The organism is Nitrincola salilacus, assembly GCF_046271865.1.
Classification (GTDB): domain Bacteria; phylum Pseudomonadota; class Gammaproteobacteria; order Pseudomonadales; family Balneatricaceae; genus Nitrincola; species Nitrincola salilacus.
The window spans coordinates 1,965,274-1,988,933 of sequence record NZ_CP176580.1; the positions used below are offsets into that span (position 1 = coordinate 1,965,274).

26 protein-coding genes are annotated in these 23,660 nt (G+C 53.7%); 6 read left to right on the forward strand and 20 right to left on the reverse strand.

Annotation, left to right across the window (positions count from 1 at the left end; all coding sequences use genetic code 11):
* Positions 1-17 precede the first annotated feature (17 nt).
* The 15 genes from ACK3CJ_RS09255 to arsC all read right to left on the reverse strand — a co-directional run bounded on the left by ACK3CJ_RS09255 (position 18) and on the right by arsC (position 11,834).
* Positions 18-245, reverse strand: a complete 228-nt coding sequence (locus tag ACK3CJ_RS09255; RefSeq protein WP_409526131.1) for a VF530 family DNA-binding protein — start codon at positions 243-245, stop codon at positions 18-20.
* A gap of 41 nt (positions 246-286) precedes the next feature.
* Positions 287-466, reverse strand: a complete 180-nt coding sequence (locus ACK3CJ_RS09260) for a PLDc N-terminal domain-containing protein (RefSeq protein WP_409526132.1) — start codon at positions 464-466, stop codon at positions 287-289.
* Positions 467-674: 208 nt separating this feature from the next.
* On the reverse strand, positions 675-1,262 hold the full coding sequence (locus tag ACK3CJ_RS09265; protein WP_409526133.1) for a GNAT family N-acetyltransferase: 588 nt from the start codon (positions 1,260-1,262) through the stop codon (positions 675-677).
* Positions 1,262-1,672: a ketosteroid isomerase-related protein gene (locus tag ACK3CJ_RS09270; RefSeq protein ID WP_409526134.1), complete on the reverse strand. Its 411-nt coding sequence runs from the start codon at positions 1,670-1,672 to the stop codon at positions 1,262-1,264. Before ACK3CJ_RS09270 ends, ACK3CJ_RS09265 begins: the two co-directional genes overlap by 1 nt.
* Positions 1,673-1,816: 144 nt before the next feature.
* Positions 1,817-3,049, reverse strand: coding sequence for a kynureninase (kynU, locus tag ACK3CJ_RS09275; RefSeq protein ID WP_409526135.1), 1,233 nt, complete (start codon positions 3,047-3,049; stop codon positions 1,817-1,819).
* A gap of 166 nt (positions 3,050-3,215) precedes the next feature.
* Positions 3,216-3,977, reverse strand: coding sequence for a dienelactone hydrolase family protein (locus tag ACK3CJ_RS09280; RefSeq protein WP_409526136.1), 762 nt, complete (start codon positions 3,975-3,977; stop codon positions 3,216-3,218).
* Between the two features lie 169 nt (positions 3,978-4,146).
* Positions 4,147-4,806 (reverse strand): anthranilate synthase component II, encoded by a 660-nt coding sequence (locus tag ACK3CJ_RS09285; RefSeq protein ID WP_409526137.1) that lies wholly within the window; start codon positions 4,804-4,806, stop codon positions 4,147-4,149.
* A complete protein-coding gene (locus ACK3CJ_RS09290) occupies positions 4,803-6,218 on the reverse strand; it encodes an anthranilate synthase component I family protein (protein WP_409526138.1) in 1,416 nt (471 codons plus the stop codon). The genes ACK3CJ_RS09285 and ACK3CJ_RS09290 overlap by 4 nt, the downstream gene beginning before the upstream one ends.
* Before the next feature lie 43 nt (positions 6,219-6,261).
* On the reverse strand, positions 6,262-6,564 hold the full coding sequence (locus ACK3CJ_RS09295; protein ID WP_409526139.1) for a Trp family transcriptional regulator: 303 nt from the start codon (positions 6,562-6,564) through the stop codon (positions 6,262-6,264).
* Positions 6,565-6,608: 44 nt separating this feature from the next.
* Positions 6,609-8,147, reverse strand: coding sequence for a GTPase family protein (locus ACK3CJ_RS09300; protein WP_409526140.1), 1,539 nt, complete (start codon positions 8,145-8,147; stop codon positions 6,609-6,611).
* An 8-nt stretch (positions 8,148-8,155) separates the two neighbouring features.
* The gene (locus ACK3CJ_RS09305; RefSeq protein WP_409526141.1) at positions 8,156-9,394 is read right to left on the reverse strand and encodes a YcjF family protein; all 1,239 of its coding nucleotides are present in this window, start codon (positions 9,392-9,394) and stop codon (positions 8,156-8,158) included.
* 64 nt (positions 9,395-9,458) lie between these two features.
* Positions 9,459-10,451 (reverse strand): nucleoid-associated protein, encoded by a 993-nt coding sequence (locus ACK3CJ_RS09310; RefSeq protein ID WP_409526142.1) that lies wholly within the window; start codon positions 10,449-10,451, stop codon positions 9,459-9,461.
* 56 nt (positions 10,452-10,507) lie between these two features.
* Positions 10,508-10,891: a DUF2069 domain-containing protein gene (locus ACK3CJ_RS09315; protein WP_409526143.1), complete on the reverse strand. Its 384-nt coding sequence runs from the start codon at positions 10,889-10,891 to the stop codon at positions 10,508-10,510.
* Positions 10,888-11,436, reverse strand: a complete 549-nt coding sequence (wrbA, locus tag ACK3CJ_RS09320) for an NAD(P)H:quinone oxidoreductase (protein WP_409526572.1) — start codon at positions 11,434-11,436, stop codon at positions 10,888-10,890. The genes ACK3CJ_RS09315 and wrbA overlap by 4 nt, the downstream gene beginning before the upstream one ends.
* A gap of 53 nt (positions 11,437-11,489) precedes the next feature.
* Positions 11,490-11,834 (reverse strand): arsenate reductase (glutaredoxin), encoded by a 345-nt coding sequence (arsC, locus tag ACK3CJ_RS09325; protein ID WP_409526144.1) that lies wholly within the window; start codon positions 11,832-11,834, stop codon positions 11,490-11,492.
* Between the two features lie 129 nt (positions 11,835-11,963).
* On the opposite strand from arsC, the gene ACK3CJ_RS09330 reads away from it, so the two are divergent.
* The 3 genes from ACK3CJ_RS09330 to ACK3CJ_RS09340 all read left to right on the forward strand — a co-directional run bounded on the left by ACK3CJ_RS09330 (position 11,964) and on the right by ACK3CJ_RS09340 (position 15,824).
* Positions 11,964-13,391: a YihY family inner membrane protein gene (locus tag ACK3CJ_RS09330; protein WP_409526145.1), complete on the forward strand. Its 1,428-nt coding sequence runs from the start codon at positions 11,964-11,966 to the stop codon at positions 13,389-13,391.
* Positions 13,392-13,421: 30 nt separating this feature from the next.
* On the forward strand, positions 13,422-15,101 hold the full coding sequence (locus ACK3CJ_RS09335; RefSeq protein WP_409526146.1) for a formate--tetrahydrofolate ligase: 1,680 nt from the start codon (positions 13,422-13,424) through the stop codon (positions 15,099-15,101).
* A 258-nt stretch (positions 15,102-15,359) separates the two neighbouring features.
* Complete coding sequence (locus ACK3CJ_RS09340) at positions 15,360-15,824, forward strand: hypothetical protein (protein WP_409526147.1); 465 nt, start codon at positions 15,360-15,362, stop codon at positions 15,822-15,824.
* Between the two features lie 401 nt (positions 15,825-16,225).
* Here ACK3CJ_RS09340 and ACK3CJ_RS09345 read toward each other — a convergent pair whose 3' ends face one another.
* The 4 genes from ACK3CJ_RS09345 to ACK3CJ_RS09360 all read right to left on the reverse strand — a co-directional run bounded on the left by ACK3CJ_RS09345 (position 16,226) and on the right by ACK3CJ_RS09360 (position 19,862).
* Positions 16,226-16,960 carry a substrate-binding periplasmic protein gene (locus ACK3CJ_RS09345; protein ID WP_409526148.1) on the reverse strand — a complete coding sequence of 245 codons (735 nt, stop codon included), beginning with the start codon at positions 16,958-16,960 and terminating at the stop codon, positions 16,226-16,228.
* A 34-nt stretch (positions 16,961-16,994) separates the two neighbouring features.
* The gene (locus ACK3CJ_RS09350) at positions 16,995-17,699 is read right to left on the reverse strand and encodes a substrate-binding periplasmic protein (protein ID WP_409526149.1); all 705 of its coding nucleotides are present in this window, start codon (positions 17,697-17,699) and stop codon (positions 16,995-16,997) included.
* An 88-nt stretch (positions 17,700-17,787) separates the two neighbouring features.
* Positions 17,788-18,957 (reverse strand): methyl-accepting chemotaxis protein, encoded by a 1,170-nt coding sequence (locus ACK3CJ_RS09355; protein WP_409526150.1) that lies wholly within the window; start codon positions 18,955-18,957, stop codon positions 17,788-17,790.
* A gap of 686 nt (positions 18,958-19,643) precedes the next feature.
* On the reverse strand, positions 19,644-19,862 hold the full coding sequence (locus tag ACK3CJ_RS09360) for a hypothetical protein (protein WP_409526151.1): 219 nt from the start codon (positions 19,860-19,862) through the stop codon (positions 19,644-19,646).
* A 58-nt stretch (positions 19,863-19,920) separates the two neighbouring features.
* Here ACK3CJ_RS09360 and ACK3CJ_RS09365 point away from each other — a divergent pair, with 58 nt between their 5' ends.
* From ACK3CJ_RS09365 to ACK3CJ_RS09375, 3 genes are all read left to right on the forward strand, one after another.
* Positions 19,921-20,706 (forward strand): IS110 family transposase, encoded by a 786-nt coding sequence (locus ACK3CJ_RS09365; protein WP_409526152.1) that lies wholly within the window; start codon positions 19,921-19,923, stop codon positions 20,704-20,706.
* A 444-nt stretch (positions 20,707-21,150) separates the two neighbouring features.
* Entirely contained in the window at positions 21,151-21,438 is a 288-nt protein-coding gene (locus ACK3CJ_RS09370; RefSeq protein ID WP_409526153.1) for an acylphosphatase, read from the forward strand.
* 36 nt (positions 21,439-21,474) lie between these two features.
* A complete protein-coding gene (locus tag ACK3CJ_RS09375; RefSeq protein ID WP_409526154.1) occupies positions 21,475-22,395 on the forward strand; it encodes a universal stress protein in 921 nt (306 codons plus the stop codon).
* A gap of 33 nt (positions 22,396-22,428) precedes the next feature.
* Here the strand turns inward: ACK3CJ_RS09375 and xthA are convergent, their stop codons facing one another.
* Positions 22,429-23,244, reverse strand: a complete 816-nt coding sequence (xthA, locus tag ACK3CJ_RS09380; protein ID WP_409526155.1) for an exodeoxyribonuclease III — start codon at positions 23,242-23,244, stop codon at positions 22,429-22,431.
* Between the last annotated feature and the right edge of the window lie 416 nt (positions 23,245-23,660).

A 23,660-nucleotide genomic window follows, 5' to 3' on the forward strand; every position in this document is an offset into this window, starting at 1 on the left:
CAATCAGTACATCTGAATCATTTCTGGCTTGAAAAGGTTGATATATAGAGGTTTTCGACCTGTGTTCTTGCCCAGGGCGTGCGTCGAAGAAACTTCAGGCTGGATTTGACAGAAGGATCACTCTTGAAGCAGTTGATATTGATCTGATCTGCCAGCTTGCTCCAGCCATAATAGTCCACCAGCTTTACAACCACTGCTTCGAGCGTCACGCCATGCAGTGGGTTATCGGGTTGTTCGTGACTCATATCACTCCGGGGTCTTATCGGAAATATTCTGGATTAAATGCTTATTTTGGGCCCAGCAGAAACCAGAGTATCAGACCCAGCACAGGCAGGAGGAGGATAATCAGCACCCAGAGCACCTTGATCCCGGTGCCAGCGCTGCTCTGAACGATTTTGATGATGGCATAGATGTTGAATGCCAGAACAATCAGGCCCAGCAGCCCGGAAACTTCTAAACTGAACATGTGATGTATCCTTTTGACATGTAGTTGTTCCATTTGAATTAAATCATACCTTACTCAAGACAATTCCCGCCAATAATAGTTCTCATAATGAGTTGGGCCGTGTCAGTCCTCACTTAATCAAAGATACAGTGTACTGTGTCTCGTAAAAAGAGCGGACTGGAGATTATGCAGTAATCAGCTTCACTTGGGTGCTGCTTCGCAGACCTCTTTACAGAGGTTTAAGCCAGAACTGCATTGGCTTTTCGGTTTCGCTTGGCTGGTCAATATCCTGCCAGCTGAAATGTGACATAACACCCTCAAGGCGTTGATAGCCACGCTTGTTCCAGAAGGCATCCAGCGGCTGATAATTGGCAGGTTTAAGAGGATGGTCATCCGGACGGACAACAGCAGAGAAACAACTGTAAGTCAGACCTAGTTTGCGCCCATGTGCCTCTCGTTCTTCAAAAAAACGGTGGCCAATACCACGGCCGCGATATTCAGGCAGCAGGACGGATTCGCCACAATAGAGTAGCTGTCGGGGATCATAACCGGCCAGCTCAAGGCTCTGGCTGAAAGCATCTGCGTGCTTATTCAGTGCACTGGCAGTCGCAACGCCGACCAGTTGATCGCCATCATAGGCACCCACAAACACAGCCGTATCATTCAAATAGTGCGACAAATACTCGCGTTCATAAGCCAGATCACCCTTGTACAGATATGGAAAGTCATAAAAAACACGAATGCGCAGCGCTGCCAAAGCATCAAGCGACTGCTTTATCGCTTGATGATCCAGTATTTTGATCCGAATATCAGACATCAACCTGCAACCTGAGCAATCCAATCCTGAAGGTTGTAGTAGGTGGTGATACGGGTGATCTTTCCCTTACCCAGTTCAAAGAACGTACCGGCCGGCAAACGGTAGGTCTGTCCTTTGGCTTCCGGCAAGCCATCATCGGTAGCGATATATTCACCATTGACGATGAACTCAGCACTGGCGCGAGATGTGTTCTCATCATCCACCATGATCACGATGTCGGTCAGCTGCTCTTTGTAACAGCGCGTCATGTGTGCATTGAATTCGATGAATGCCGCTTTGCCAATACGCCGTTCTCCCTGATTCACATCGTGGCAAATATCATCGCTGACGATGGCGATCATATCTTCAGTATCGCCAGCGTTGAAAGCCGTATAGTAGTCCGCTATCAGATCTCGTGTGGAGATGCCCATCAGTTTATCCTTTCATGCGGTTGATTCAGTCACTTAATGCTGGCACAGAAGTGCAGATTATGGAAATGGTGAAGGCCCTGTTTCATAAGTGGCTGACGCATATATGAAACAGGGGGTCGCAAAGGTGATAGGGCATATTGTGGATCAGGTCACTGATGAGCGAACCTGAAAGCGTGGTGCTTGATACTCGCCGCTTTCCACTACATCACAGAAGTGCTTTGCAGCCTGCCAGACATCTTCATAGCTGAGGTAAAGGGGAGTGAAGCCGAAGCGCAGCAGGCCCGGTTCACGATAATCGCCGATAACGCCGCGTTCGATCAGTGCCTGCACAATAGCGTATCCATGCTGCTGATTAATCAGCGATACCTGGCTGCCGCGCTGTTCTGCAGGCGGCGTGATATCTTCAATCGAGTGGCGCTGCAGCGTATCGGCTATGCATTCGCGGAACAGCTCGGTCATCTTCAGGCTCTTGGCGCGCAGCTCTGCCAGATTGACCTCTTGCCACAGAGCCAGTGAGGCTTCCAGCGCACTGTAGATCAGCGCTGAATGGGTGCCGGTTCTGAAGCGTGTCATACCGGAGGCGGGGGCATAATCGCCATCAAATGCAAAAGGAGCCGCATGTCCATGCCAGCCGGTCAGGGGTTGCCAGCCTTTGTTCTGGTTAGGCTTGCTGACATAGAGGAATCCGGGGGCACCGGGGCCACCGTTCAAGTACTTGTAGGTGCAACCGACAGCAAAGCGCACATCATGTGCATGCAGATCCACTTCCAGCGCACCGGCCGAGTGAGCCAGATCCCAGATGATCTCGGCACCGCAGGCGTGCACCTTGCGAGTGATCTCGGCCATGTCGCGTACCTGACCAGTTCGATAGTGCACATGGCTGAGGATGACCACGGCGACCTGATCATCCAGATAATCTTCAACCTGACCGCCCACCGGAATAAAACGGTGCTCGAACTCGGTGAAATGACAGAATCCCTGTGCGATATAGCCATCGGTCGGGAAGTTGCCGCCTTCGCTGAGAATGACCGGGCGCTTGCGCGACTGTGATTCGGTGATATAGCCGATCAGCTTATAAATATTGAGGGTAATATTATCAGTCACGACGACTTCGCCATCCTGAGCGCCAATCAGCGGTGCAAGCAGATTGCCAAGGCGCTCCGGAGCATCAAACCAACCCTGATTCCACCCTTTGATCAGTTCATTACGCCACTGAACCAGCGTGCCTTCGACCGCTTCGTGGCTGGCGATCGGTTGCGCGCCAAGCGAGTTGCCATCCAGGTAGATCATCACCTCTGGCAGGGCAAAGCGTGATTTGAATGCAAACAGCGGATCCTGACGATCCAGATCCTTAACTGATTCCAGTGCGACTGACATCTCTCTCTCCCGTCATATTACTTTACACCTGAAATATTACGCTAAAGTGGATGTCATATGCATGCATTTATTGGTGTCTGATCATCAATAAATGCAAATCAGGTATTTTTTCGCATCCGGGATGATTGAGGCATTGGCCTTGGCATTGATCTTCAATAGTGGCATGTCAGTGTAGCTGTCTGGCCAGAAATGCCTGCAGGGCAGACCAGGACGCTCGATCTGCGGCCAGGTCATAATCACCACTGCCAAATACGGTATAGGAGTGTCGAGCGCCGCCATACACCTGAGCATGGTGCTCGATACCTGCTTCCTGCAGTGCATCCAGCAGGCTGGCCAGATCCTGCATGCCAGACACCGGGTCGGCAGAACCGTGCAGGATCAGTAGCGGCGCGGTAACAGAGTCGTAATTCTGACCCTCCGGCAATCCCAGCCCACCATGGAAGGAGACAAAACCCTGGGTATCGGCACCCGCGCGGGCCATCTCCAGTACCGCAGCGCCCCCAAAGCAATAACCCATCACCACCACCTTGTCGGTGGCACCGGGTATCTCGCTCGTCTGAGCCAGAGATCCCATCAGCCGTGCCCGGAACTCCTCACGATCGGCATACAACTCGCCAGTGCGCTGACGGTTCTCCTCCATCGACTGTGGCTGATTGCCCTGACCGAACAGATCCACGGCAAAGGCTGTATACCCCTCGGCGGCCAGCATCTCGGCACGGCGAATTTCATAGCCATCCACGCCATTCCAGTCATGGATAATCATCACCGTTCCGCGCGTCTGCTCAACATTGCTGTTATAGGCGACATAGCCCTCGTAAGCGATCCCGTTCACTTCATAGACATGAGACGTGCTCGTGATCCCAGCTTGGGCGATGGATGAGAAAAGCAGGGTGCCGAGCACAGTGCCGGCAGCTTTGTTAACACGCATGATAACGCTCCTGTGTTGATTCATACCTCCTACGACCCAAATACCAAGGATGGATCCCGGAAGTCGCATTCTGCTATTGAGCTAAGTTAACGAATGGCGTTTTGTCAAAAGGAGTGTTGGGAAAGCGGAGAAAAGGGGTTCGGTACCGGACCCCTTTTCCGAGGCTTGTTCAGCCGAACAGGAAGTTCTGGATCAGTTCTTTGCCGCCTTCGGTGGCGAAGGATTCGGGGTGGAACTGGATGCCCTGGATCGGCAGGTGGCGGTGGCGCACGCCCATGATTTCGAACGGGCCGCCTGCACGAGCCTTTTCTGTGTCATTCAGCGCGCTCAAATCTGCTTCGCCGACCAGTGCGGTGATCTCCAGGTTGGCGGGGAAGCTGGCGGCTTCAGCCATCAGGGAGTGGTAGCGCATCACTTCGAGCTGGTCCGGGATGTCGCGGAAGATATCGCGGCCGTTGTGGCTGATCGGGCTGATCTTGCCATGCATCGGCAGATTGGCCTTGACGATCTTGCCGCCGAACACATGCACAATACCCTGCATACCAAGGCAGACGCCCAGCAATGGAATCTCCGGGCCAAGTTCGCGGATCACATCGGCGCATACGCCGAAGTAGGATTCATCATCCGGTGAACCGGGGCCAGGGGAGATGATGATGCGGCTGGGTTTGAGTGCGCGGATCTCTTCCAGCGTCACCTCATCGTTACGCTTGACGATGATAGTGAAGTCGTCGATCTCCTCTTTCAGTCGGGCGCTGGTCAGTACTTCGCCGATGAACTGATAGAGGTTGTAGGTAAACGAATCGTAGTTATCGATAATCAGAACTTTCACTGGGCGGACTCCTGTTCAGCCGCTGCGGTAAATCGCTCCAGTGCCTTGCGCGTACCGGCAAATTTGCGCTGGATCTCTTCGTATTCATCTTCCGGATTGGAGTCGTACACATTGCCGCCACAGGTCTGAACATAGGCGTTCTCACCCTTGGCAAACACGGTACGGATCGGGATTGCAAAGGTGCAGTCGCCATTGAAGGAGAAGTTACCGACCGCACCGCCATAAGGGCCGCGACCATCCACTTCCAGCTCATCAATGATCTTCATCGCTTCGATCTTCGGTGCGCCGGTCAGGGTGCCGGCAGGGAAGTTACTGGCCAGTGCCGAGAACATATCTTCGGACTCATCAATGATGCCGACGATCTCACTGGAGATATGCTGCACATGACTGAAGCGTTTGATATCCATCAGGCTGCGCACTTTTACGGTACCGAAGCGGGCAACGCGGCCGATATCGTTGCGGTGCAGATCGACGATCATATTGTGCTCGGCAATCTCTTTCGGATCATTGAGCAGGGCGCGTGCGAACTGGGTATCTTCGGTCGCATCTTTGCCACGGCGGGTGGTGCCGGCCAGCGGGAAGGTCTCCATCTCACCCTGGCGCAAACGGAACAGCAACTCGGGGCTGGCGCCGATGATCTTCTGATCGCCGAATTTGATGTAGTACATCTGCGGGGAGGGGTTCACCTCGCGCAACTGTTCGTAGATGCTGATGGTGTCGCCCTGCAGTTTCAGATGCTTCTTGAATCCGACTTCGCACTGGAACACCTTGCCATCGATAATATCCTGCTTCACTTTCATGACCGCTCTGGCGTGTTCCTCGCGTGACATGGTTTCACCGGTGAAAGTGATACTGAGCGGGCCGTTGCCCTCATACTCGGCATGGATCAGTTCGTTGACCCGCTCCATGCGGTTTTCGCTGTAGTAGAAGTAGATGATCTCGCCGGTCATCTTGTCCAGAATCAGGCCATCTTTATACAGGCCGAAGCGGAACGCATCGAAGTAGTCGTTGCTCTTGAGCGACAGCGTTGGCTCGAAATACTGCATGCAATCATAGCCAAGGTAGCCGGTCAGGCCACCGGCATACTTACGTGAAATGATGTTCTGCGGCATGATCTCGCGCAGCAGATAGTAGGGGTTATCACTCTCGTAACTTTCGCTGCTGCCATCGCGCTGGGTGATGGTCAGCGTGCGCTTCACGGCTGAGATGATCAGTTCGGGGTCGAAGCCGATGATCGAATAGCGTGATATGTGGCTGTCTTCACCCAGAGATTCGAGCATGAAGCAGGTGTCATAATGCTTCTCGATCTTCTGAAACAGGTTGAAGAAATCGCAGTCTGCCGCAAGGGTGACGTAATGCGGCTTGCGGGGTAGCTCTATTTTCTGGGGCTTGCTTGGCTTATCGGTCGGCATATCTGACTCTGCTTGTAATCTGTGTATGTCTGTGACGTGCGGTCTATGTGTTTGACGGTTTCCGCCCCTGAGTGCTGAGCACACGTGATCCCCGCGATACGGTTGCGATACCGACCCCCAGTTGCTCAGCGATCTTGCGCTGCGGAACACCGGCCTCCAGCATGCGGAAGATCTGCAGGCGCTTGGTGATCTCGCTCAACTCGGCGGGGGTCAGCAGGCTTTCGAGAACCTGCAACATTTCGTCATGGCTGTTGACGGCCAGAAGATAGTCGAGCAGTTCCCGAGTGTGCATCTCTGCATCAGCGGTTTGTGGGTTGTCTGGGTTATCTGGGTTGTGTGTATTCATGTACTAGTACGCTATCACAATATACTGTTGAGTCAAGCGGAGATTCAGCGCTTCAGTACATTTTTGATCAAGCGGCCCGTGCCTCTGGCCTGTTGCAGGAGTTTTCGCCAGTCGCTCTTTCTGGCCAGCAGTTGCAACCGCTGTGAACGGCCTTTCTTTGCCAGTTCCAGTCGCTCCTGCAGCAGTGCCCAGAGCAGGTTGATATTATAGCCATCCGGCCCCTGATCCAGCCGCACCGGGAGCAGATCGGTATCTGGCACTTTCAGATCCTGAGCGATCTGCTGCAACGCCTCGTATATGGCGATTGCTTTGGGTTGAGTGCGGGCGATCAGGTCATAGGGAGGTGACCACTCGCGTGCCGGTGACAGTCGATCGATATGGCTGACGACCAGCAACAGCGGAGGCATGCTGCGCCTGGGGTTGTCGCGGAACCAGTCGCGGATCATCTCCAGTGCACGAAAATCCATCTCGCGATCAGCGCGGTTGGCGGCAATGACCCAGAGAATGCAATCGACATCGGCACACTGCGCTGCCAGGCGTTTCAGGGCAGCATCATTATCGATGCCGGGGGAGTCAATCAGCACAGCGAGAGTTTCGTCATCCTGGCTGAGTCGGTAGCGGCGGCTGTCTGCCGTCATCGGCAACAGATCCACTGCGGCTTGAGTGTCCTTCAGTAGTGCATTAGCCAGGCTGGATTTTCCGGTGTTGACCTGTCCCGCAATCAGTACCTGAACCGGGCCTGCTGGTGGCTGTGTCATGCTGTCACTGGCTGCCAGGTTCGATAGCTGAACTGAATCGACCTGGAGCCTACCGGAATACAGATCGATCGCGGCGCGGCCTATCTCTTCAATCCAGATGCGTACACCGCGCTGTTGCAGATAGTCGCTGGTTTCATCAAAAGCGATGCCCAGTATGCGATCGCGGGCTTCAGCCAGCAGTGCCGACAGAGGGTTGATCAGCCGCACCAGTCGGTAAGCCATAGTGGCTCCCCGATAGAGCTTCATGCTGCCTTCACGATACTCCCACAGGCGCAGTATCTGACCCACCTGGATCATATGGGCAGCCGGCACCTGATCCAGCAGCACCAGACGCAACTGCTGGCTGACACGCTCACTCAGCAACAGTGCTTCCGGCAGGGTGAAGTTCCAGACCGGGTCCTTATGATCCGGATGGTAATGGCGGGCAACCTGCTCGATCACCTGTCGTGCGCTTTGTTGCAGCAGTGTCCAACTACCCAGAATGTTCTTGTCGGAGGATTGCGCCAGTTTCAGCACCTCCTGCCAGGCGGCCAGCTCCTGTGGCGACCAGTTATCACTCGGCGGTGTTACGGGTGACTGCAATGCCTCGGATTGATCGGAGGAGGCGGGGGGCTTATCAGGTGTCAGGCGGCGCTGCATCCACAGAGCGATCAGATAGCCGGTCAGGGTCAGTAGTATCAGCGTGGCCAGCCAGGGGTAGATCAGATTTGTCTGCCACAGCCAGATCAGCCCCGCCGGCAACAGCATCAGGGCAGGCAATGTGATCAGTAGTAGAACAGTGATCGTCAGCAGCAGTGTCTGGCGGCGGGTAGGTCTTTTACTCATAGAGATAGCTACTCGTCATGATCTGTCTTCTGGCGTTTGAGTCGATCATGGAACATCTGATACGCCTCCTTCAATGAGCCGCGATAGGCGCGGGCGACACCGTCTGGATCATTTTTGCCAAGCGCTCTCTGCTGCAAATAGTAGCAGGCGGCTCTGCCGAGTGCATAGGTGACCGCTGCGCTGGCCGTACCTGCCGCCACAGCACCCACGGATTGCCCATAGATCGGCACCAGCTTGCCCAACTGGCGTGCGCCGAAGCTGGCACCGATGCCTAGCAGCGTGCCGGAACCGAGCGACGTGGCAAACTCGGTCAGGGTGCGCCTGTCCCACTCGCACTGGTAGATGCTGGCAATGGAGTGCAACATCTTCCCTTGCAGGGTTGGCACAGTGATAAAACCGGCGACCGGGATCATATCGGTGATTCCCGCTGCTGTTGAATAGCCTATCAGGTGAGGGTGGACCTGCTGGAGACGCTGATCACCTTCGTTCAGCAGCAGGCTTCTGATTTGCAGTCGCTGCGTTTCATCCAGTACCTGATCCATCGCATCCAGCAGCGCATCCAGACCATAATCCGGCTCAGTGAACTGATCTTCCGGCTTGGTTAGATCAACCGCGACCGACAGAAAAGGGCCTTTGCCCGGTAGGTCACTGAAGGTCTCAACCTGTGCTTTCAGTGCGCGCTGCAGATCGATCAGGTCGGGAGTGATGAGCAGTTGCTCATAGTCGGGATGATCGCGATCATCTTTATAGGCATCATGGAGTCGAGTCTGGACCAGTATCACCGGCCAGTCGGGATGGTGCTGGCGGATCCGAATCAGATGCTGCAGAACATTCTCCTGCTGCGGATCCAGCGCTCGCACCACAACCAGAACCGCATCTGCTTTCTGTCCGATCTCGTCAAGTTCGTCTTCCGGGCTTTTTTCATAGGAATAGCCCAGCTCATCCATGCCACGTGTATCGATAAAGCGCACCAGTGGCAACTCCGGCGGGAACTCAAACTGGCGCGTATGGCGGGTGCAGGGTTTGAAGCCAGCACCTATCTCCGCTTCCGGATGACGGGTGATGGCATGAATGATGGAGGTTTTGCCTGACTGCACCTTGCCGAGCATCCAGAGCGCGGGTGCCTGGCTCCGAGCCTGCTCGGCAACTACAACTTCAGTATTTGAATCAGCCTTTGAATCAGGCGCTGGATTCAATACTGTCTGAACGATACGTTTCCAGTTTCTGTTCAGAAGATTAAAATCCATCGGCTGTTTCTCCTGGTTATGTTACGGATGCTCCTGGTTCACTGTTCTAATACCTGCTTTAAAATCAGCCCTCCTGCAGTTTTTTCAGCTGTTTCAGCAGCGAAGGGGGCAGGCTGGATATGACCAGCGTCTCATTATCCGGATTGAATTGCACGCCCTTGCCCAGGCTCCCTGTGCCGAAGCTGATCGACAGATCACCACTGCGACCACTGAGGCGAATATACTGGCGCAATTGTCGACGATCCGGAATCAGCTCCTCCTTCTTTACCGGCTGATTGTCGCGGAGATACGCCTCGAAGCGCTCAGGTGCCTTCTCATCCACCTGCGCTGACAGATCCTTGTATACCACCGCTTCGCCCGCTTTGTCCTGCTCGACACAGAAATCGATCACCTTCTCCTTGATCGGCGCGACCTCATCTTCCGGCAGACTGTCGCAGTAGGCATCGACCAGCTTCAGGAACTGCTCGGTCTCGGCCTTTTTATCGACCTTATCAATATAGCCCAGCCACTCCATCAGCACCGGCTGCAGGCCGCGATCGCCACGCCCGAAGCTGACAGTCAGGTATTTGGGGGCATCCGCCTCCATTTCGGTCAGGTCGATACAGACCCCAAAGCCGACTTCGCTGAAATCAAGATACTCGATGCGGCTCAGTTCCAGTGCATTGTTCAGCGTCAGGGCGCCGGTCTGGCGCAGAATGAAGACAAACAGGCGATCACCACGATCCAGCTTCTCGAGCAGGAAGAAGAGGTTACCGCTGACCAGTTGCTCCTGATTATCCAGCAACAGGCCCAGTTGGCGGCTGACGCGCTCGGCAAAACCGTTGAACGGGATCTGACCCTCGCGCCATTGCAGCACCAGTGCCTTGAAGGCGTTGGACTCATCGTTGAAAGCGCCATACTGACGGTTGGCACGACCAGACTGAATACGCTTGAACTCGCTCAGAATCGACAGGCCATAGGGCTCCGTCGGGTTCTCTTCCGTGCGACAGATCACCTCTGCGGCGCGGGTGATATCGGTCTTGTCGATGTTGTGAACTATAAACTGGCTGACGGACATTAAGTGTAACTCCTGAATAACGCTGGGTTCTGGCGCTGGGTTCTGGCGAGAGGGTGTCAGTCGGTGGCTGGCTGATTCAGGCTGCGCTGCCACTGGCTATACCAGCGTGCATAGAGCATGGCGCTGATAAACAGCGTTGTTACCAGCACGACATACAGAATACCGAAGATCTGCGAATGGGGAGTCAGTGCCGCAAGCACTGCTTCCATAAAGTAAACCAGTATGACAAAACAGAGCCAGGCGTGCCCGCGAGGCGTGCCCTTGATGATCACACCGGCAAAGGCCGCGATGGGCAGCACATGAATCAGCCAGATCACCGAAGGGTTATCGCTGGTCGCCGGACTGATCCACATGAACCAGAGTGTGAGCAACAGTAGCAAACCCCAGTAACTGATCTGGGTGAGTGCTCGGCTGAGGGTGGTTTTCTGTGCCAGTGTCATGTTCTGTCCTTTAACAGTTTCAGTGCCAGTGTGCCGATCCGCTTGCCCTGCGCCTGGCACAGCGCTATTTCGCGCGGGTCCAGTTCACGATTGCTGTCCTCACCGGCCACATGGCTGGCACCGTAAGGCGTACCGCCGGCGGTGGTCTGGAACAGCTCATCCTGGCTGTAGGGGATGCCGGCAATCACCATGCCGTGGTGCAATAATGGCAGCAGCATGGTCATCAGCGTGGTTTCCTGACCGCCATGCAGGCTGGAGCTGGATGTAAAAGCCCCGGCCGGTTTGTCGATCATTGCGCCAGAGAGCCATAGGCTACTTGTGGAGTCGATAAAGTACTTCAGTGGCGCCGCCATATTGCCAAAGCGGGTCGGGCTGCCGAGTAACAGGCCAGCGCAGTTTTTCAGATCATCGTGGGTGCAATAAGGCGCGCCGGATTCAGGAATGGCCGGAGCCGTCGCCTCGCAAGTGGCTGAAACGGGCGGCACCGTGCGCAGACGCGCCTCAATCCCCGCCATCTCGACACCGCGTGCCATCTGTTGCGCCATGCTGCGCGTTGCACCATGACGGCTGTAATAGAGGATCAGCAGATAGGGATCACTCACGCCAGGATCTCCAGCACCGCTTCAGGTGGGCGGCCGATGCGGGCTTTGTCACCATTGATCAGAATCGGGCGCTCAATCAGCTTGGGGTAGCGCGTCATCGCCTCGATCACATCCTCATCACTCAGGCTCATATCCTCCAGGCCTGCTATCTTGTACTCGTCCTCTTTGCGACGCAGCAGCTCACGTGGGGCGATCTCCAGGGCTTTCAACACCTGCTTGAGCTCGTCAACACTGGGCACATCCTTCAGATATTCACGGACCTCTGGCTCAACGCCCTTGCTCTGTAACAGTTCAAGGGTCTGACGGGATTTGGAACAGCGTGGATTGTGATACAGGATCATGTCAGACGGATGCCTCTTTCGTTGAGTTTCAAAGCGGCCTATTGTATACCTCAGAGGAAGCGTTGATAAAGGAACCTCACTCACATCAACACTACAGAGTTAAGGGTGAGTGGCAGACAGGAGAGATATGTGAGTTTTAAAGACTGGTCGGTAACTGTTAAAAACTGGTCGATACCGCCGGCCCTGCAATTTCTGATCGATCTGGCACGGCAGTTTCGTGATAACCAAGGGGTGCTGAATGCAGCCGCACTGACCTATACCACGCTGTTTGCAGTGGTGCCGCTGTTGACCGTGTCCTATGCGATGCTGTCGGCGATTCCGACCTTTCAGGGCGTCGGCGATACGATGCAGCAGTGGGTGTTCAATAATTTTGTGCCTGCGACCGGCGAGGTGGTGTATGACTACATGCGCGATTTCACCACGCACGCGCGGGCGCTGACCTCAATCGGGGTCGTGTTTCTGGTCGTGACCTCGATCATGATGATGAAAAATATCGAGGCTGCGTTCAATCGCATCTGGCGAGTCACCGAGCCACGCAAAGGGATGTCGAGCTTTCTGCTCTACTGGGCGATATTGAGCCTGGGGCCGCTGCTGCTGGGGCTGGGTATCCTGCTGACCTCCTACGTCACGGCGCTACCCTTTTATACCACTGCCACCGATGTCGTCGGGCATGGTCGTGTGTTGTCGTTCATTCCCATGCTGCTGTCTGCCGTTGCCTTTACCCTGCTTTATGCAGCGATCCCCAATTGTCGGGTACCGCTTGTTAATGCGCTGATCGGTGGCGTTATGGCTGCCATCTCCTTCGAGCTGGCCAAACGCGGATTTGCCTTTTTTGTCACACAGTTCCCCTCCTATCAACTGATCTATGGCGCCTTTGCCGCCGTGCCACTGTTTCTGGCCTGGATATTTATCTGCTGGGTGATCATTCTGCTGGGAGCCGAGCTGACCCGATATCTGACTATTTATCACAAAGCCGGCAACGAGAAACGTGAGCCACATCTGTATACCGTGTTGTCGGTGCTGTACCAGCTCTGGCAGGCGCAGCAGCGTGGGGTGCCACTGCAAGACAGTACACTGCTCAAACGTACCGAAAGCCTGGATCAAGGGCGTTGGGATCGTTACGTGCAGCTGCTGACCGAAGGCGGCGTGATCAGGCGTACAGAGGAGGGGAGCTATTTACTCTCGCGCGATCTGAGCAGCTTCACGATCGATCAGTTACAGGCGCTGTTGCCCTGGCCATTGCCGGATCAGATAGACTCACCAATACCGGGTTGGTGTACAGAGGTCAGCAAGCGCTTGAGCTGTGTGCGGGATACGCGCACCAGCATGCTCGACCTGCCGCTGCAGAAGCTTTTTTCCAGCGAGGCTGGGCCAGATCATTCTTTATCAGAGCAATCTTTGTCAGATAGCTCTGCACCCGATGAGTCAGATCGGGACGAGTCAAAACAGGAAGAAACAGAGCAGGAGGAATCCATGCTCAAAGAAGCCGAACAGGCCGATTCAGCGTCCATCAAAACGGGCTTCGCCAAGCAGGATGACCCGCTGAAAACCGAATAATAATAAAGTACGAACTAAGGGAGTAAATTCATGCCTCAAGTCCCCTCCGACCTTGAGATCGCCCGTGCGGCGAAGATGCAACCGATCAGCCAGGTTGCTGACAGTCTGACGATACCGGCTGAAGCACTGCTGCAGTACGGCCCCTACAAAGCCAAACTGAGCAATGCCTTCATCCGTGACCTGCACAACCGGGAAGATGGCAAGCTGATACTGGTCACCGCCATGACGCCGACACCCGCCGGCGAAGGCAAAACCACCACAACCGTGGGGCTGGGCGACGCGCTGAAGCGGCTGGGCCACAAAACCGTGATCTGCCTGCGTGAGCCAAGCCTCGGGCCCTGTTTCGGTATCAAGGGTGGTGCGGCCGGTGGTGGCTATGCCCAGGTAGTGCCGATGGAGGATATCAACCTGCACTTCACCGGCGATTTTCATGCCATCACCAGCGCCAACAACCTGCTGGCCGCGATGCTGGACAACCATATTCACTGGGGCAATGAGCTCGGCATTGATCAACGCAGGATAGAGATCAGGCGTGTCATTGATATCAATGACCGTGCGCTGCGCCATATCGTCAACGGCATGGGCGGCGTAGGTAATGGCTTTGTGCGCGAGGATGGCTTTGATATCACGGTCGCGTCCGAAGTGATGGCGATCTTCTGCCTGTCGCGGGATCTGATCGAGCTGAACGAACGGCTGGGCAAAATCATTGTCGCGCGCAACCGCGATGGCGAAGCGATCACGGCGGCCGATCTTAAAGCCAATGGCGCCATGACTGTGCTGCTCAAGGATGCCTTCTCACCCAACCTGGTACAGACGCTGGAGAACACGCCAGCCTTTGTGCACGGCGGCCCGTTTGCCAACATCGCGCACGGCTGCAACTCCGTGGTGGCAACCACCACCGCGCTCAAGCTTGGTGACTATGTGGTCACAGAAGCAGGTTTCGGGGCAGATCTCGGAGCCGAAAAGTTTTTCAATATCAAATGCCGCAAAGCCGGGCTCAAACCATCGGCCGCGGTGGTGGTGGCGACCGTGCGGGCGCTGAAGATGCACGGTGGCGTGTCATTGGCAGACCTGGCTGCAGAAAACGTCGAAGCCGTCACCAAGGGCTGCGCCAACCTCACCCGGCATATTCGTAACGTAAAAGCCTTTGGCGTGCCGGTTGTGGTCGCGATCAACCGCTTTACTGGTGATACACAGGAAGAACTGGATGCTGTGCTGGCGGCTGTGCAGGAGCATGGAGCCGAGGTATCGATCTGCAACCACTGGGCCGAGGGTGGTGCGGGTGCTGAGGAGCTGGCGCAGAAGGTCGTCCAGATTGCCGAGAACGGCACCAGCCAGTTTGCGCCCCTTTATGACAGCAACCTGCCGCTTTGGGACAAAATCAAAGTGATCGCCACCACACTCTACGGCGCTCACGACATCATGGCCGACAAAAAAGTACGCCAGCAGATCGCCGACTACCAGCAGGCCGGCTATGGACACTTCCCGATCTGCATGGCCAAAACGCAGTACAGCTTCTCCACCGATCCCAACCTCAAGGGCGCGCCCTATGGCCATGAGGTGCCGATTCGGGAAGTGCGTCTGTCCGGTGGGGCAGAGTTTTTAGTGGTGGTGTGCGGCGATATCATGACCATGCCGGGGCTGCCGCGCAAACCCTCGGCAGAGCAGATCAGTCTGGATGAGGAGGGGAATATTCTGGGGCTCTCCTGAGCCCCTGCCAACACGCAGCATCTGTATTTGGCAAACAATTCAAATCGCGTTATAGTCCGGCCACTGCCACACACGTCATTGGCAGGCTCATGCGGGGTTCGGCATGAGCTTTATCAACAAGGAGCGTTTCATGATCAAGCCCGCCGTACACTTAGGCGAAAAGCACGTCTATTCGTTTACTACCAGTCATAGCATTCCGACCACCTGTACCTGTGGTTCCAATGGTGTCTTTATTGACAGCCTGGCAGGGGATGCGTCATGAGCCAGTGCTATAAACCAGGTGATTTCAAAAAGTACTTTGACGAAAATATGAAGGCATTAGGGTTGCCTGTGCCCTCAAGTTTATTCGATACATATCAAACGGCTGTAGCAACAGCATCTACTCTTGTGGGAACTTTGGCAACCTTAGGTAAGGGAGCCACAATAGGGGAGCTAATTGGCGCAACTGTAGGTCTGGAGAAATTAGCTGTTGCGGCTTCATTTGGCGCAGCGGCATATACAGGAGCAGCTATCGGGAGTATCGCAGTCGCAAGTGGTCGTTCATTGGCGTGCGGCTCTCGCATAGCAGATTTCTTTGTGTTTACACGCCAAAATAAGCTGCATTTTGACGGGTTCGCTGCCTTCTATACAAAAAATCCACAAGTTTTGAATAAAGGCCACAGCTTCAGAAACAGCTTTGGAATTCGGGCTAAAAGTTCACCCTCAAGCTTCGAATACGCATAATGTTAAATAACATATTGATTTTAATAGCTTGTGTGGTGATCGCTGCTTTGGCATGGGGTGCTTTCCAGATTTTTGGCCAATACGCTTTTTTGATAATGCTGGTCATTACCATAGTGGCTCTTTTGGCTAAGGTTGGTAAATCTAAATTTGGCAACAAAGAATAACGTAACACATGTGAATCAGCCCCTCTGGAGCCAACAGGTAGTCGACTGGACGCGCCAGTGAGGGGCTCTGCCTCGACAATCACCCCTCGGTACTATTTGACCATGGCCCGTCACATGCTAGCAGCGAACCCGTGCGTTTGCTCGACGACTTTACCCGCATCGGTTGCTGAGATCATGCACGTCGTAACGGACTAAATCGCGTACTCAGGTAGAATTGCTATTGAGCATCAGGTGACATTACATATGCTGTGCCATGATGGCTTCTACATCTATTTTGGTTAGGCCTTCATTAAAAACATCTAGCCATTTCTGACCATTGGCATTGTTTTTGAACGCCATAAACAGCTCTTTGTCTACTAGTAGTTTGTCGTTCATCCTTACTTTGTCGGCGGTAGCGCTTACCTGAGGATCGTTTTTGAGAAGGTAATCCAGAACGTTGCTATCGATGACTGCCATATCTATATGACCAGCAGCAACTTTTAATACATTCTGAGCATCAGAGGTCACGGCCTGGGCTTTGATACTTCCATCTGCAATCATAGCGTCGAGATCTTCTGTATTCACGTAGCCTTGCACCACACCAATACTAAAAGCTGTGATGTCGCTCATGTTGTTCCAGGCGATAGGCTTGGTTGCATTCTCGACGAAGCCTAAAGGTCCAACTCCCATTGGATTTGAGAACAGAAATTCATCTGAGTCGTATAAATATTCCGGGAAATAGCCAAGATATTTGTCGTTGTTGGTTGCCATATTGACAGCACGTGACCATGGGTAAAATTCAACTACCAATGTATGACCCATAGCTTCAAATGCAGCCTTGGCTACAGCAACTGATGCACCTTGGCTAGAAAGCTCTGCACCGGAATAAGGCGGCCAGTCCAGGGAGGTCAAATAAATCGTTTCTGCTTTCGAAAATGATGTCAGCGTTAGCAATGAAGCTGCGATTGCAAAAGCCAGGGCGTGTCTCTTCATTTTGGTTCACCTTCAGTGATATGGGTTATTTGTATTATTGGTACAGAATCTCGTTAAGGCGTCCTGTGGATTTCAGATGCTCCAGGCCTGCATTGAAAGTGTCGATAATTGCCTGAGCCTGAGGATGTGCTCTGGAAACGATCAAATGATAGGGCACAGCCTTGATGGGCTGAGGGTCGTATGACATGCTATCTGCCACACCTACAGCGCGTGCGAGAGACAAGCCAACCTGGATCTCCTCCATTACACCATCTACACGCCCTGCTTGTAATTTCCGGTAGTTGTTTTCAGGCACACCAACTCTGTCCAGCTTGTAGCCAGCCTCTTCGGTAACGAAGCCGTACTCGTAAGCGACTACCGCACCCAAGGTTTTTCCTTTGAGGTCTTCAGGGTTTTTCCAGCTCAGGGGGCGCTCATTCCAGTAGAAAACCACAGTTTCCAGCTCAATGACCGGTTCACTGTAGATAAAGTCCTTATTACGCTCGGCGTTATAACTATAAAGAAAGGTTCCATCCAGTCCTGTCGCCTTGGTTTCCTCCAAGCCGCGTGCCCAAGGCAGGTATTGATACTTTACAGTCCACCCTTGGCTGGCAAAGGCTTCTGATACCACCTTTGCCGCTGGCCCACCAGCGTCAAGCGCTTCACCCTGATATGGCTCCCACTCACCGCTGGCAAAAGTGACGGTTTGTGATGCCTGAGCATGGCTCAGCATAACAGAGGACAATAAAGCCAGGATCATTGTCAGATGGTACACCCACCTCGATTTTTTTATTGATTTCAATTGCATAATAGTATCCTTAGCACGAGTTCATTCGAAAGTTGATGTTCTACTGCCAGCGAAAACTGGCAAGATTTTGTTTTAAAGCATGAGTTTGCTCACGTACCTCCTTATTGACCGATGCCGATTCATCAAGCTGATCACTGGATTGCTGAGACAGCTCAGAAAGTCGGTTGATATTCAGGCTGATCTCCTGACTGACCTGTGATTGCTCCTCAACGGCGGTGGCTATCTGCGACATCATGTCGTTAATCTGATTCATTGCTTCAAAAACAACACTCAGTGATCTTTCTGCATCTTGAGTTTGATCCATGCAGGCCTTGCTCGACTCCTTACCTTCAAGGGCCTGGGCTCTCCCTCTTTCGGAGCTGAGTCGCAAGCGTTCCATTTTTTGTTCAATTTCTTTTGTGCTGTCCTGCGTGCGCGCCGCCAGGCTGCGCACCTCGTCTGCCACGACTGCAAAGCCACGCCCCTGATCACCGGCGCGAGCTGCTTCAATGGAGGCATTAAGCGCCAGTAAGTTTGTTTGCTCAGCAATCCCCCTGATGACTGTTACGATATCTCCAATACTGTCTACATCTTCCTGCAAAGTAGACATGGCTAGCGTTGTTCTCCCGATTTTTTCAGACAACTGCTCAATAATTAAAACGGTGCTCTGCATGGCTTGGCGCGTTTTGTCTGCACTGGTGACGACGCTCTCTGCAGCAACGGCTGCAGATTGAGTATTGTTTGCAACCTCTTGGCTGGTCGTGCTGCTCTGAGTTATAGCTGCCGCAATGGAGTCGATCTCAACGGTCTGATCTGACACAAGCCTGCGGCTGGAATGAAAGGATTCATCCATTCTTTCTACTGCACCATCGACCCCATGCGCCACCCGCCCCACTGAGCTGATGGATTGCTGTAACTTATCAACAAACTCATTGAAGTGGTTGATAAGGCTGCCGATTTCATTGTGCTGCTTCACAGGTATACGCTTGGTGAGATCGCCGTCTTGCTGGGCCATATCACGCATAGCATCACGTAGCTGAACAATAGGGCGCTTGACCAGGAAGGTCAGAAGCGTGTGTACAATAATGGTCAGGGAAAACATGAGCACGAGGGTGCTGAGAACGGAAAAATAGATGACGCCACGAAGCCGCTCTGTCAGATAGTTGAGATTGGTCTCAAGGTAAACTAATGCAATGGGCTCGTTTCCGGATTCTTCAAAAAACAGGGCCACCTCTCTCAATGATCCGATATCCGGCAACTGCTCAGCGGTAACGATTTCACCACCGGAACCCAGCACCAGGCCTTTGCTGAGGCGGCCACTCTCAACCAGATACACGCCGTTGATGATTTCGCTGCCTATAGTCGCTCTCAGGATACGGTCAACTGTGTTTAATTCGAAGTTCCACAGGGCTTCCGGCAAAGATAGGCCTAGAAAAGCAGAAATATCTTCCTGCTGCGCTGATAGAGTCTGGTGCCAACTGGCAGCGCTCCTCTGATAATAGGTCCAAGAGCCGATGATCAGGAGAACGGCAATGACAGAGACTGCACAAAGGTTAAATTTCAGAGTCAGTGAATGATAGCGCCGGGACATGATGTGGACTCCAGGGTGACTGCCTGCGTAAGCAATGGGATGGACTCCTCCTCACCTCACCGGCATCTAGCTTCATGGTCATTGTCCTGATCACGGGCAAGAGGTGGAATATTGCGTTTATTGATTTTTTTGTCGTATAAAAACGACATTTCAGTCAGCGGTTATTCAGCTTATTACCTGAGTCAGTGATTTTGCCACCCCAAATCGAGTGGATTGCATGTGCCGACCAAATCGCAGTGTGAGTTGTCGCCCCAGCACAAATCAAAACCGAAAAGGCTCTCTCACCAGTGGATGAGAGAGCCTGAGGGCAGACGAATGAACGGCTGTCAGATCAGTGCGTTGATGGGTTCCGGTTCATGGCCGGGAATGGTATCCAGATTGCCATTTTTCGACGCCAGTGAAAGGGATCTCAGATGGCGTTGGTACTCATGCAGCGCATCGTGAATCACCTGTAGACGAGTATAGCCATTCAGATCCTGACCTAGTCCACCTTCAGCCAGATGTACGTAAGCAATGGGATGGACTCCTCCGCACCTCACCGGCATCTACGTGCCAAAATGGTGAGTGAACAGTCAACCATCTTAAAGATGAGGAGAAGCCCAAATGAACATTATCCGCGTCGGTGTTGATATTGCCAAGTCAGTGTTCCATGTGCATGGCGTAGACCGCTACGATCAAACCCAATGGCAAGGCAAGTACTCGCGTAGCAAGTGGCTTGATGCACTCAGCCGGAAAGTGCTGGCCGGCACCGAGATTGGCATGGAAGCTTGCACTTCAGCTCACCATTGGGCGCGGGAGCTCCAGAAGCGAGGGTATCGGGTCCGGCTGATCGCGGCCCAGTTTGTCAAACCCTACGTCAAGAGCAACAAGAACGATCGGGTAGACGCAGAGGCAATATGCGAAGCCATGAGTCGCCCAAATATGCGGTTTGTTGCTCCCAAGACTGTTGCCCAGCAGGACATTCAGGCCGCTCACCGTATTCGGGAAGAGCTTGTGGGGCAGCGGACGGCTAAAGCCAACCAGGTACGAGGACTGGTGGGCGAGTACGGTATTATCGCCTCGGTAGGCATTCAGCATCTTCGCCGCGCCTTACCGGGATGGCTTGAAGACGCCGAGAACGGGCTGACCGATAGCTTCCGGGTTCTGCTTAATGGGCTGGCTGAGGATCTCCGTCATCTGGATGACCGCATTAAAGCGCTTGACGATCGGATTACCGAGAATGTCAGACTAGACCCTGTGGCGAAGCGTTTGATGACATTGCGCGGCGTAGGACCGCTCACAGCCAGTGCTTTGTCAGGTGCACTGGCCAACAAAACAGCCCGCATTGCCTGGGCATTGGTACACAACGCGGCGGCTTATGATGATGGGCTTGCAGCAACTGGCGCATGAACGGGTAGCCTGACAGTAGCGCGCGCCTGAGTATAACCGGAAACCTTACAGGAGACGTCTAGCACCAGATTGCATTGCATTTTGATTGATGGCAAACAGGTCGAACCGGCATTGGAAAAACCCTTTATGAATGAAGAGCCTTGAGTTCGTGTAAGCGATTGGGATCCAGTGCGCGAATAGCCCATTAGGGTCTGATGCCTAGAGATAAGGCATCAATAGATGCCGGTGAGGTGAGGAGGGGTCCATCTCATTGCTTACCCTTAAGTAGGATATCTACATAGTTAAGGCTAGTACAATATGCTCAGGAATGACGATCTGATTCCGCGACCTCTGAGCCTGTCTGAACTAAGCTAAATGATAATATCTTTTTAATCAGCAGAGGCTAATATCAGTTGAGGATAGCAGGGGGCTTATATCAGAGGGCCTATATCAGAGGGCTAATAGATGGCTAAGATCTGTTTGCATGCCATAGTAACAGGCCGCGTGCAGGGCGTCTGGTTTCGTCGTTTCACACAGGAACAGGCCGAGGCCAATCAGGTGACTGGTTGGGTACGCAACCGACCGGATGGCAGCGTAGAGGCGCTGCTCTGTGGCGAGGAGAAAAGTGTGCGCCATGTCGAGGCCTGGCTCAACAAAGGGCCAGAACTGGCCAATGTAGCCGAAGTGGTCTCGACACTGCAGGAGTGGGATAACCAATATACAGCCTTCAGTATTCTGCGAGAGCGAGAATAGAACCACCAGACAGCTTCACGCTGATAGAGGTGTACCATGGACACGATTACCCGGCTGCTGGTCAACCTCAGCGACGAGGCAGACCATGATGTGCTGCTGCATAAGGCGAAAATCCTGGCAGCAATGACCGGCTCACATATCGAACTGTTTCAGTGCTGCTACAACGCCGCGCTGAGCTCGCTCAACCTGCTGAAAAGTGAAGCGCGCGAAAGTGTGCAGCACCAACAGATGCAACGCACCGAAGCGCATCTGGATCAACTGGCCAAACGGCTCAATCGCAGCGGCATCGCGACAGATACCGACGTGACCTGGTCGCGCCATCAGGCGGAAGGGGTGATCACCAAGGTGGAGCGCTACGCACCCGATCTGGTGCTGCATCAACTCGCACAACACCCCTATCTACTGCACTACCTGCTGGCCCCTCAGGACTGGCAGATCCTGCGTGAATGTCCCTTCCCACTGCTGCTGACCAAAGATAACCCCTGGCCCGAACATCTGCGCATAGCCGCCGCGATCGACCCCTTCCATCTACACGATGAAGAGGGCTCACTGGATAATCAGATACTGGATACCGCCGAGATGCTGGCAACCCTGCTGGGGGCCGAACTGCATGTGGTGCATGTGTTCAATGTGCTGCCGCAATCGGCGATTATCGAAGAGGGCGGGGTAGCGGACTATCGCAGCCTGCAGGAGAAGGTCAGCGAGCGCCATAAGGGACGCTTGCATCAGATTATCACCGAGTTCGATCCCGATCTGGAGCCGAGCTGTATCCACCTGCTGGAAGGGGAAACGCACAAAGTACTGCCACGCTTTGCCGAAGAGGAACGGATCGACATCATGGTAATGGGATTCTTCGCACGCGGCTTTATTGACCGCTTGCTGATCGGCAGCAGCGTCGAGCGGATGCTGGATTCACTGCCCTGCGACATCATGGTCGTAAAAAAGCCGGTGTCTTGACCGGCTTGTGTCAGTGCTGTCAGCAGCTAAACATCAGAAGTCGAATTCAGTCCACACTGGCGCATGGTCCGACGGCTTCTCCATCCCCCGCACCGCATAATCGATACCGCTATCAACACAGCGCTCAATCAGCGGCGCAGTCGCCATGATCGCATCGATCCGTAGGCCACGCTTCGGCTCCGCCTCAAACCCCTTGCTGCGATAATCAAACCAGCTGAACAGATCATCACGCCCAGGATAAAGCGCCCGATAGCTGTCCTGCAGCCCCCAGTCCTTCATTCGCTGCAGCCACTCACGCTCCTCCGGCTGGAAGCTTGTCTTGCCGGTCTTGAGCCAGCGAAGACGGTTCGCCTCACCAATACCGATATCGCAATCCTCACCGGAAATGTTCAGATCCCCCATCACAATAATCGCCTGATCCGGGCTGAAACGCGTCTCCAGCATCTGTTGCAGATCCGCATAGAACTTGCGCTTGGCCGGGAATTTGATCTCGTGCGTAATGCTCTCACCCTGCGGGAAATAGCCGTTGATCAGAATATAAGGATTGCCCTTGGGGCTGACAAACTCACCCAGAATCAGGCGGCGCTGCGCATCATCAGCATCGGTGACAAACCCTTTTTCAACCATGACAGCCGGCTGCTTAGACAGCAGGCAAACACCGTAATGGGTTTTCTGACCATGAAAATGCGCGTGATAGCCCAGCGCCTCGATATCCGCAAGCGGGAAATCTTCATCAGTCACCTTGGTTTCCTGAATACCGATCACATCCGGTTGGTGAGTATTGATCAGCGCTTCCAGCTGGTGCATCCGCATGCGGATACTGTTGGTATTGAATGAAACCAGTCTCATGGTGACGTCTGCCTTTAAAAGTTCGTGTGCAAGGCGGTCTATTCTAGTCAGCGATGGGGGCTGGGGCAAATTCAGCAAAAAATTGCACACATAGAAATCATAGTCTAATTTCAAATGTACAATCTGGAAGTACCGACTTGCTGTGATGGAGCACGGGCCGGGCGGTAGCGTGTCGGGAGGTTGAATTGTGATGTATCTCCTTACTTTCCTTTGCCTCATCACGAATATGAATATATGTGGACGCACACTCCATAATCTCTACTAAAAGGATATTAGAATGGCTAGCAAAACAGTCCCCGTTAAACCACATCGTCGCTCTCCGCCATCGACTCCACCGAAACCATCTCCTAAACCAGGGCCGAAAACAGTCCCTGTAAAGCCACATCGAAGAACTCCACCAAAGTAATACAGATACC

Excerpts from the sequence above, each read along its gene's own strand:
- ACK3CJ_RS09255 (WP_409526131.1), bottom strand. The coding sequence starts at position 245 with ATGAGTCACGAACAACCCGATAACCCACTGCATGGCGTGACGCTCGAA.
- ACK3CJ_RS09260 (WP_409526132.1), bottom strand. The coding sequence starts at position 466 with ATGTTCAGTTTAGAAGTTTCCGGGCTGCTGGGCCTGATTGTTCTGGCA.
- ACK3CJ_RS09265 (WP_409526133.1), bottom strand. The coding sequence starts at position 1,262 with ATGTCTGATATTCGGATCAAAATACTGGATCATCAAGCGATAAAGCAG.
- ACK3CJ_RS09270 (WP_409526134.1), bottom strand. The coding sequence starts at position 1,672 with ATGGGCATCTCCACACGAGATCTGATAGCGGACTACTATACGGCTTTC.
- kynU (WP_409526135.1), bottom strand. The coding sequence starts at position 3,049 with ATGTCAGTCGCACTGGAATCAGTTAAGGATCTGGATCGTCAGGATCCG.
- ACK3CJ_RS09280 (WP_409526136.1), bottom strand. The coding sequence starts at position 3,977 with ATGCGTGTTAACAAAGCTGCCGGCACTGTGCTCGGCACCCTGCTTTTC.
- ACK3CJ_RS09290 (WP_409526138.1), bottom strand. The coding sequence starts at position 6,218 with ATGCCGACCGATAAGCCAAGCAAGCCCCAGAAAATAGAGCTACCCCGC.
- ACK3CJ_RS09295 (WP_409526139.1), bottom strand. The coding sequence starts at position 6,564 with ATGAATACACACAACCCAGATAACCCAGACAACCCACAAACCGCTGAT.
- ACK3CJ_RS09300 (WP_409526140.1), bottom strand. The coding sequence starts at position 8,147 with ATGAGTAAAAGACCTACCCGCCGCCAGACACTGCTGCTGACGATCACT.
- ACK3CJ_RS09305 (WP_409526141.1), bottom strand. The coding sequence starts at position 9,394 with ATGGATTTTAATCTTCTGAACAGAAACTGGAAACGTATCGTTCAGACA.
- ACK3CJ_RS09310 (WP_409526142.1), bottom strand. The coding sequence starts at position 10,451 with ATGTCCGTCAGCCAGTTTATAGTTCACAACATCGACAAGACCGATATC.
- ACK3CJ_RS09315 (WP_409526143.1), bottom strand. The coding sequence starts at position 10,891 with ATGACACTGGCACAGAAAACCACCCTCAGCCGAGCACTCACCCAGATC.
- wrbA (WP_409526572.1), bottom strand. The coding sequence starts at position 11,436 with ATGGCGCAACAGATGGCACGCGGTGTCGAGATGGCGGGGATTGAGGCG.
- arsC (WP_409526144.1), bottom strand. The coding sequence starts at position 11,834 with ATGATCCTGTATCACAATCCACGCTGTTCCAAATCCCGTCAGACCCTT.
- ACK3CJ_RS09335 (WP_409526146.1), top strand. The coding sequence starts at position 13,422 with ATGCCTCAAGTCCCCTCCGACCTTGAGATCGCCCGTGCGGCGAAGATG.
- ACK3CJ_RS09340 (WP_409526147.1), top strand. The coding sequence starts at position 15,360 with ATGAGCCAGTGCTATAAACCAGGTGATTTCAAAAAGTACTTTGACGAA.
- ACK3CJ_RS09345 (WP_409526148.1), bottom strand. The coding sequence starts at position 16,960 with ATGAAGAGACACGCCCTGGCTTTTGCAATCGCAGCTTCATTGCTAACG.
- ACK3CJ_RS09350 (WP_409526149.1), bottom strand. The coding sequence starts at position 17,699 with ATGATCCTGGCTTTATTGTCCTCTGTTATGCTGAGCCATGCTCAGGCA.
- ACK3CJ_RS09360 (WP_409526151.1), bottom strand. The coding sequence starts at position 19,862 with ATGCCGGTGAGGTGCGGAGGAGTCCATCCCATTGCTTACGTACATCTG.
- ACK3CJ_RS09365 (WP_409526152.1), top strand. The coding sequence starts at position 19,921 with ATGAACATTATCCGCGTCGGTGTTGATATTGCCAAGTCAGTGTTCCAT.
- ACK3CJ_RS09370 (WP_409526153.1), top strand. The coding sequence starts at position 21,151 with ATGGCTAAGATCTGTTTGCATGCCATAGTAACAGGCCGCGTGCAGGGC.
- ACK3CJ_RS09375 (WP_409526154.1), top strand. The coding sequence starts at position 21,475 with ATGGACACGATTACCCGGCTGCTGGTCAACCTCAGCGACGAGGCAGAC.
- xthA (WP_409526155.1), bottom strand. The coding sequence starts at position 23,244 with ATGAGACTGGTTTCATTCAATACCAACAGTATCCGCATGCGGATGCAC.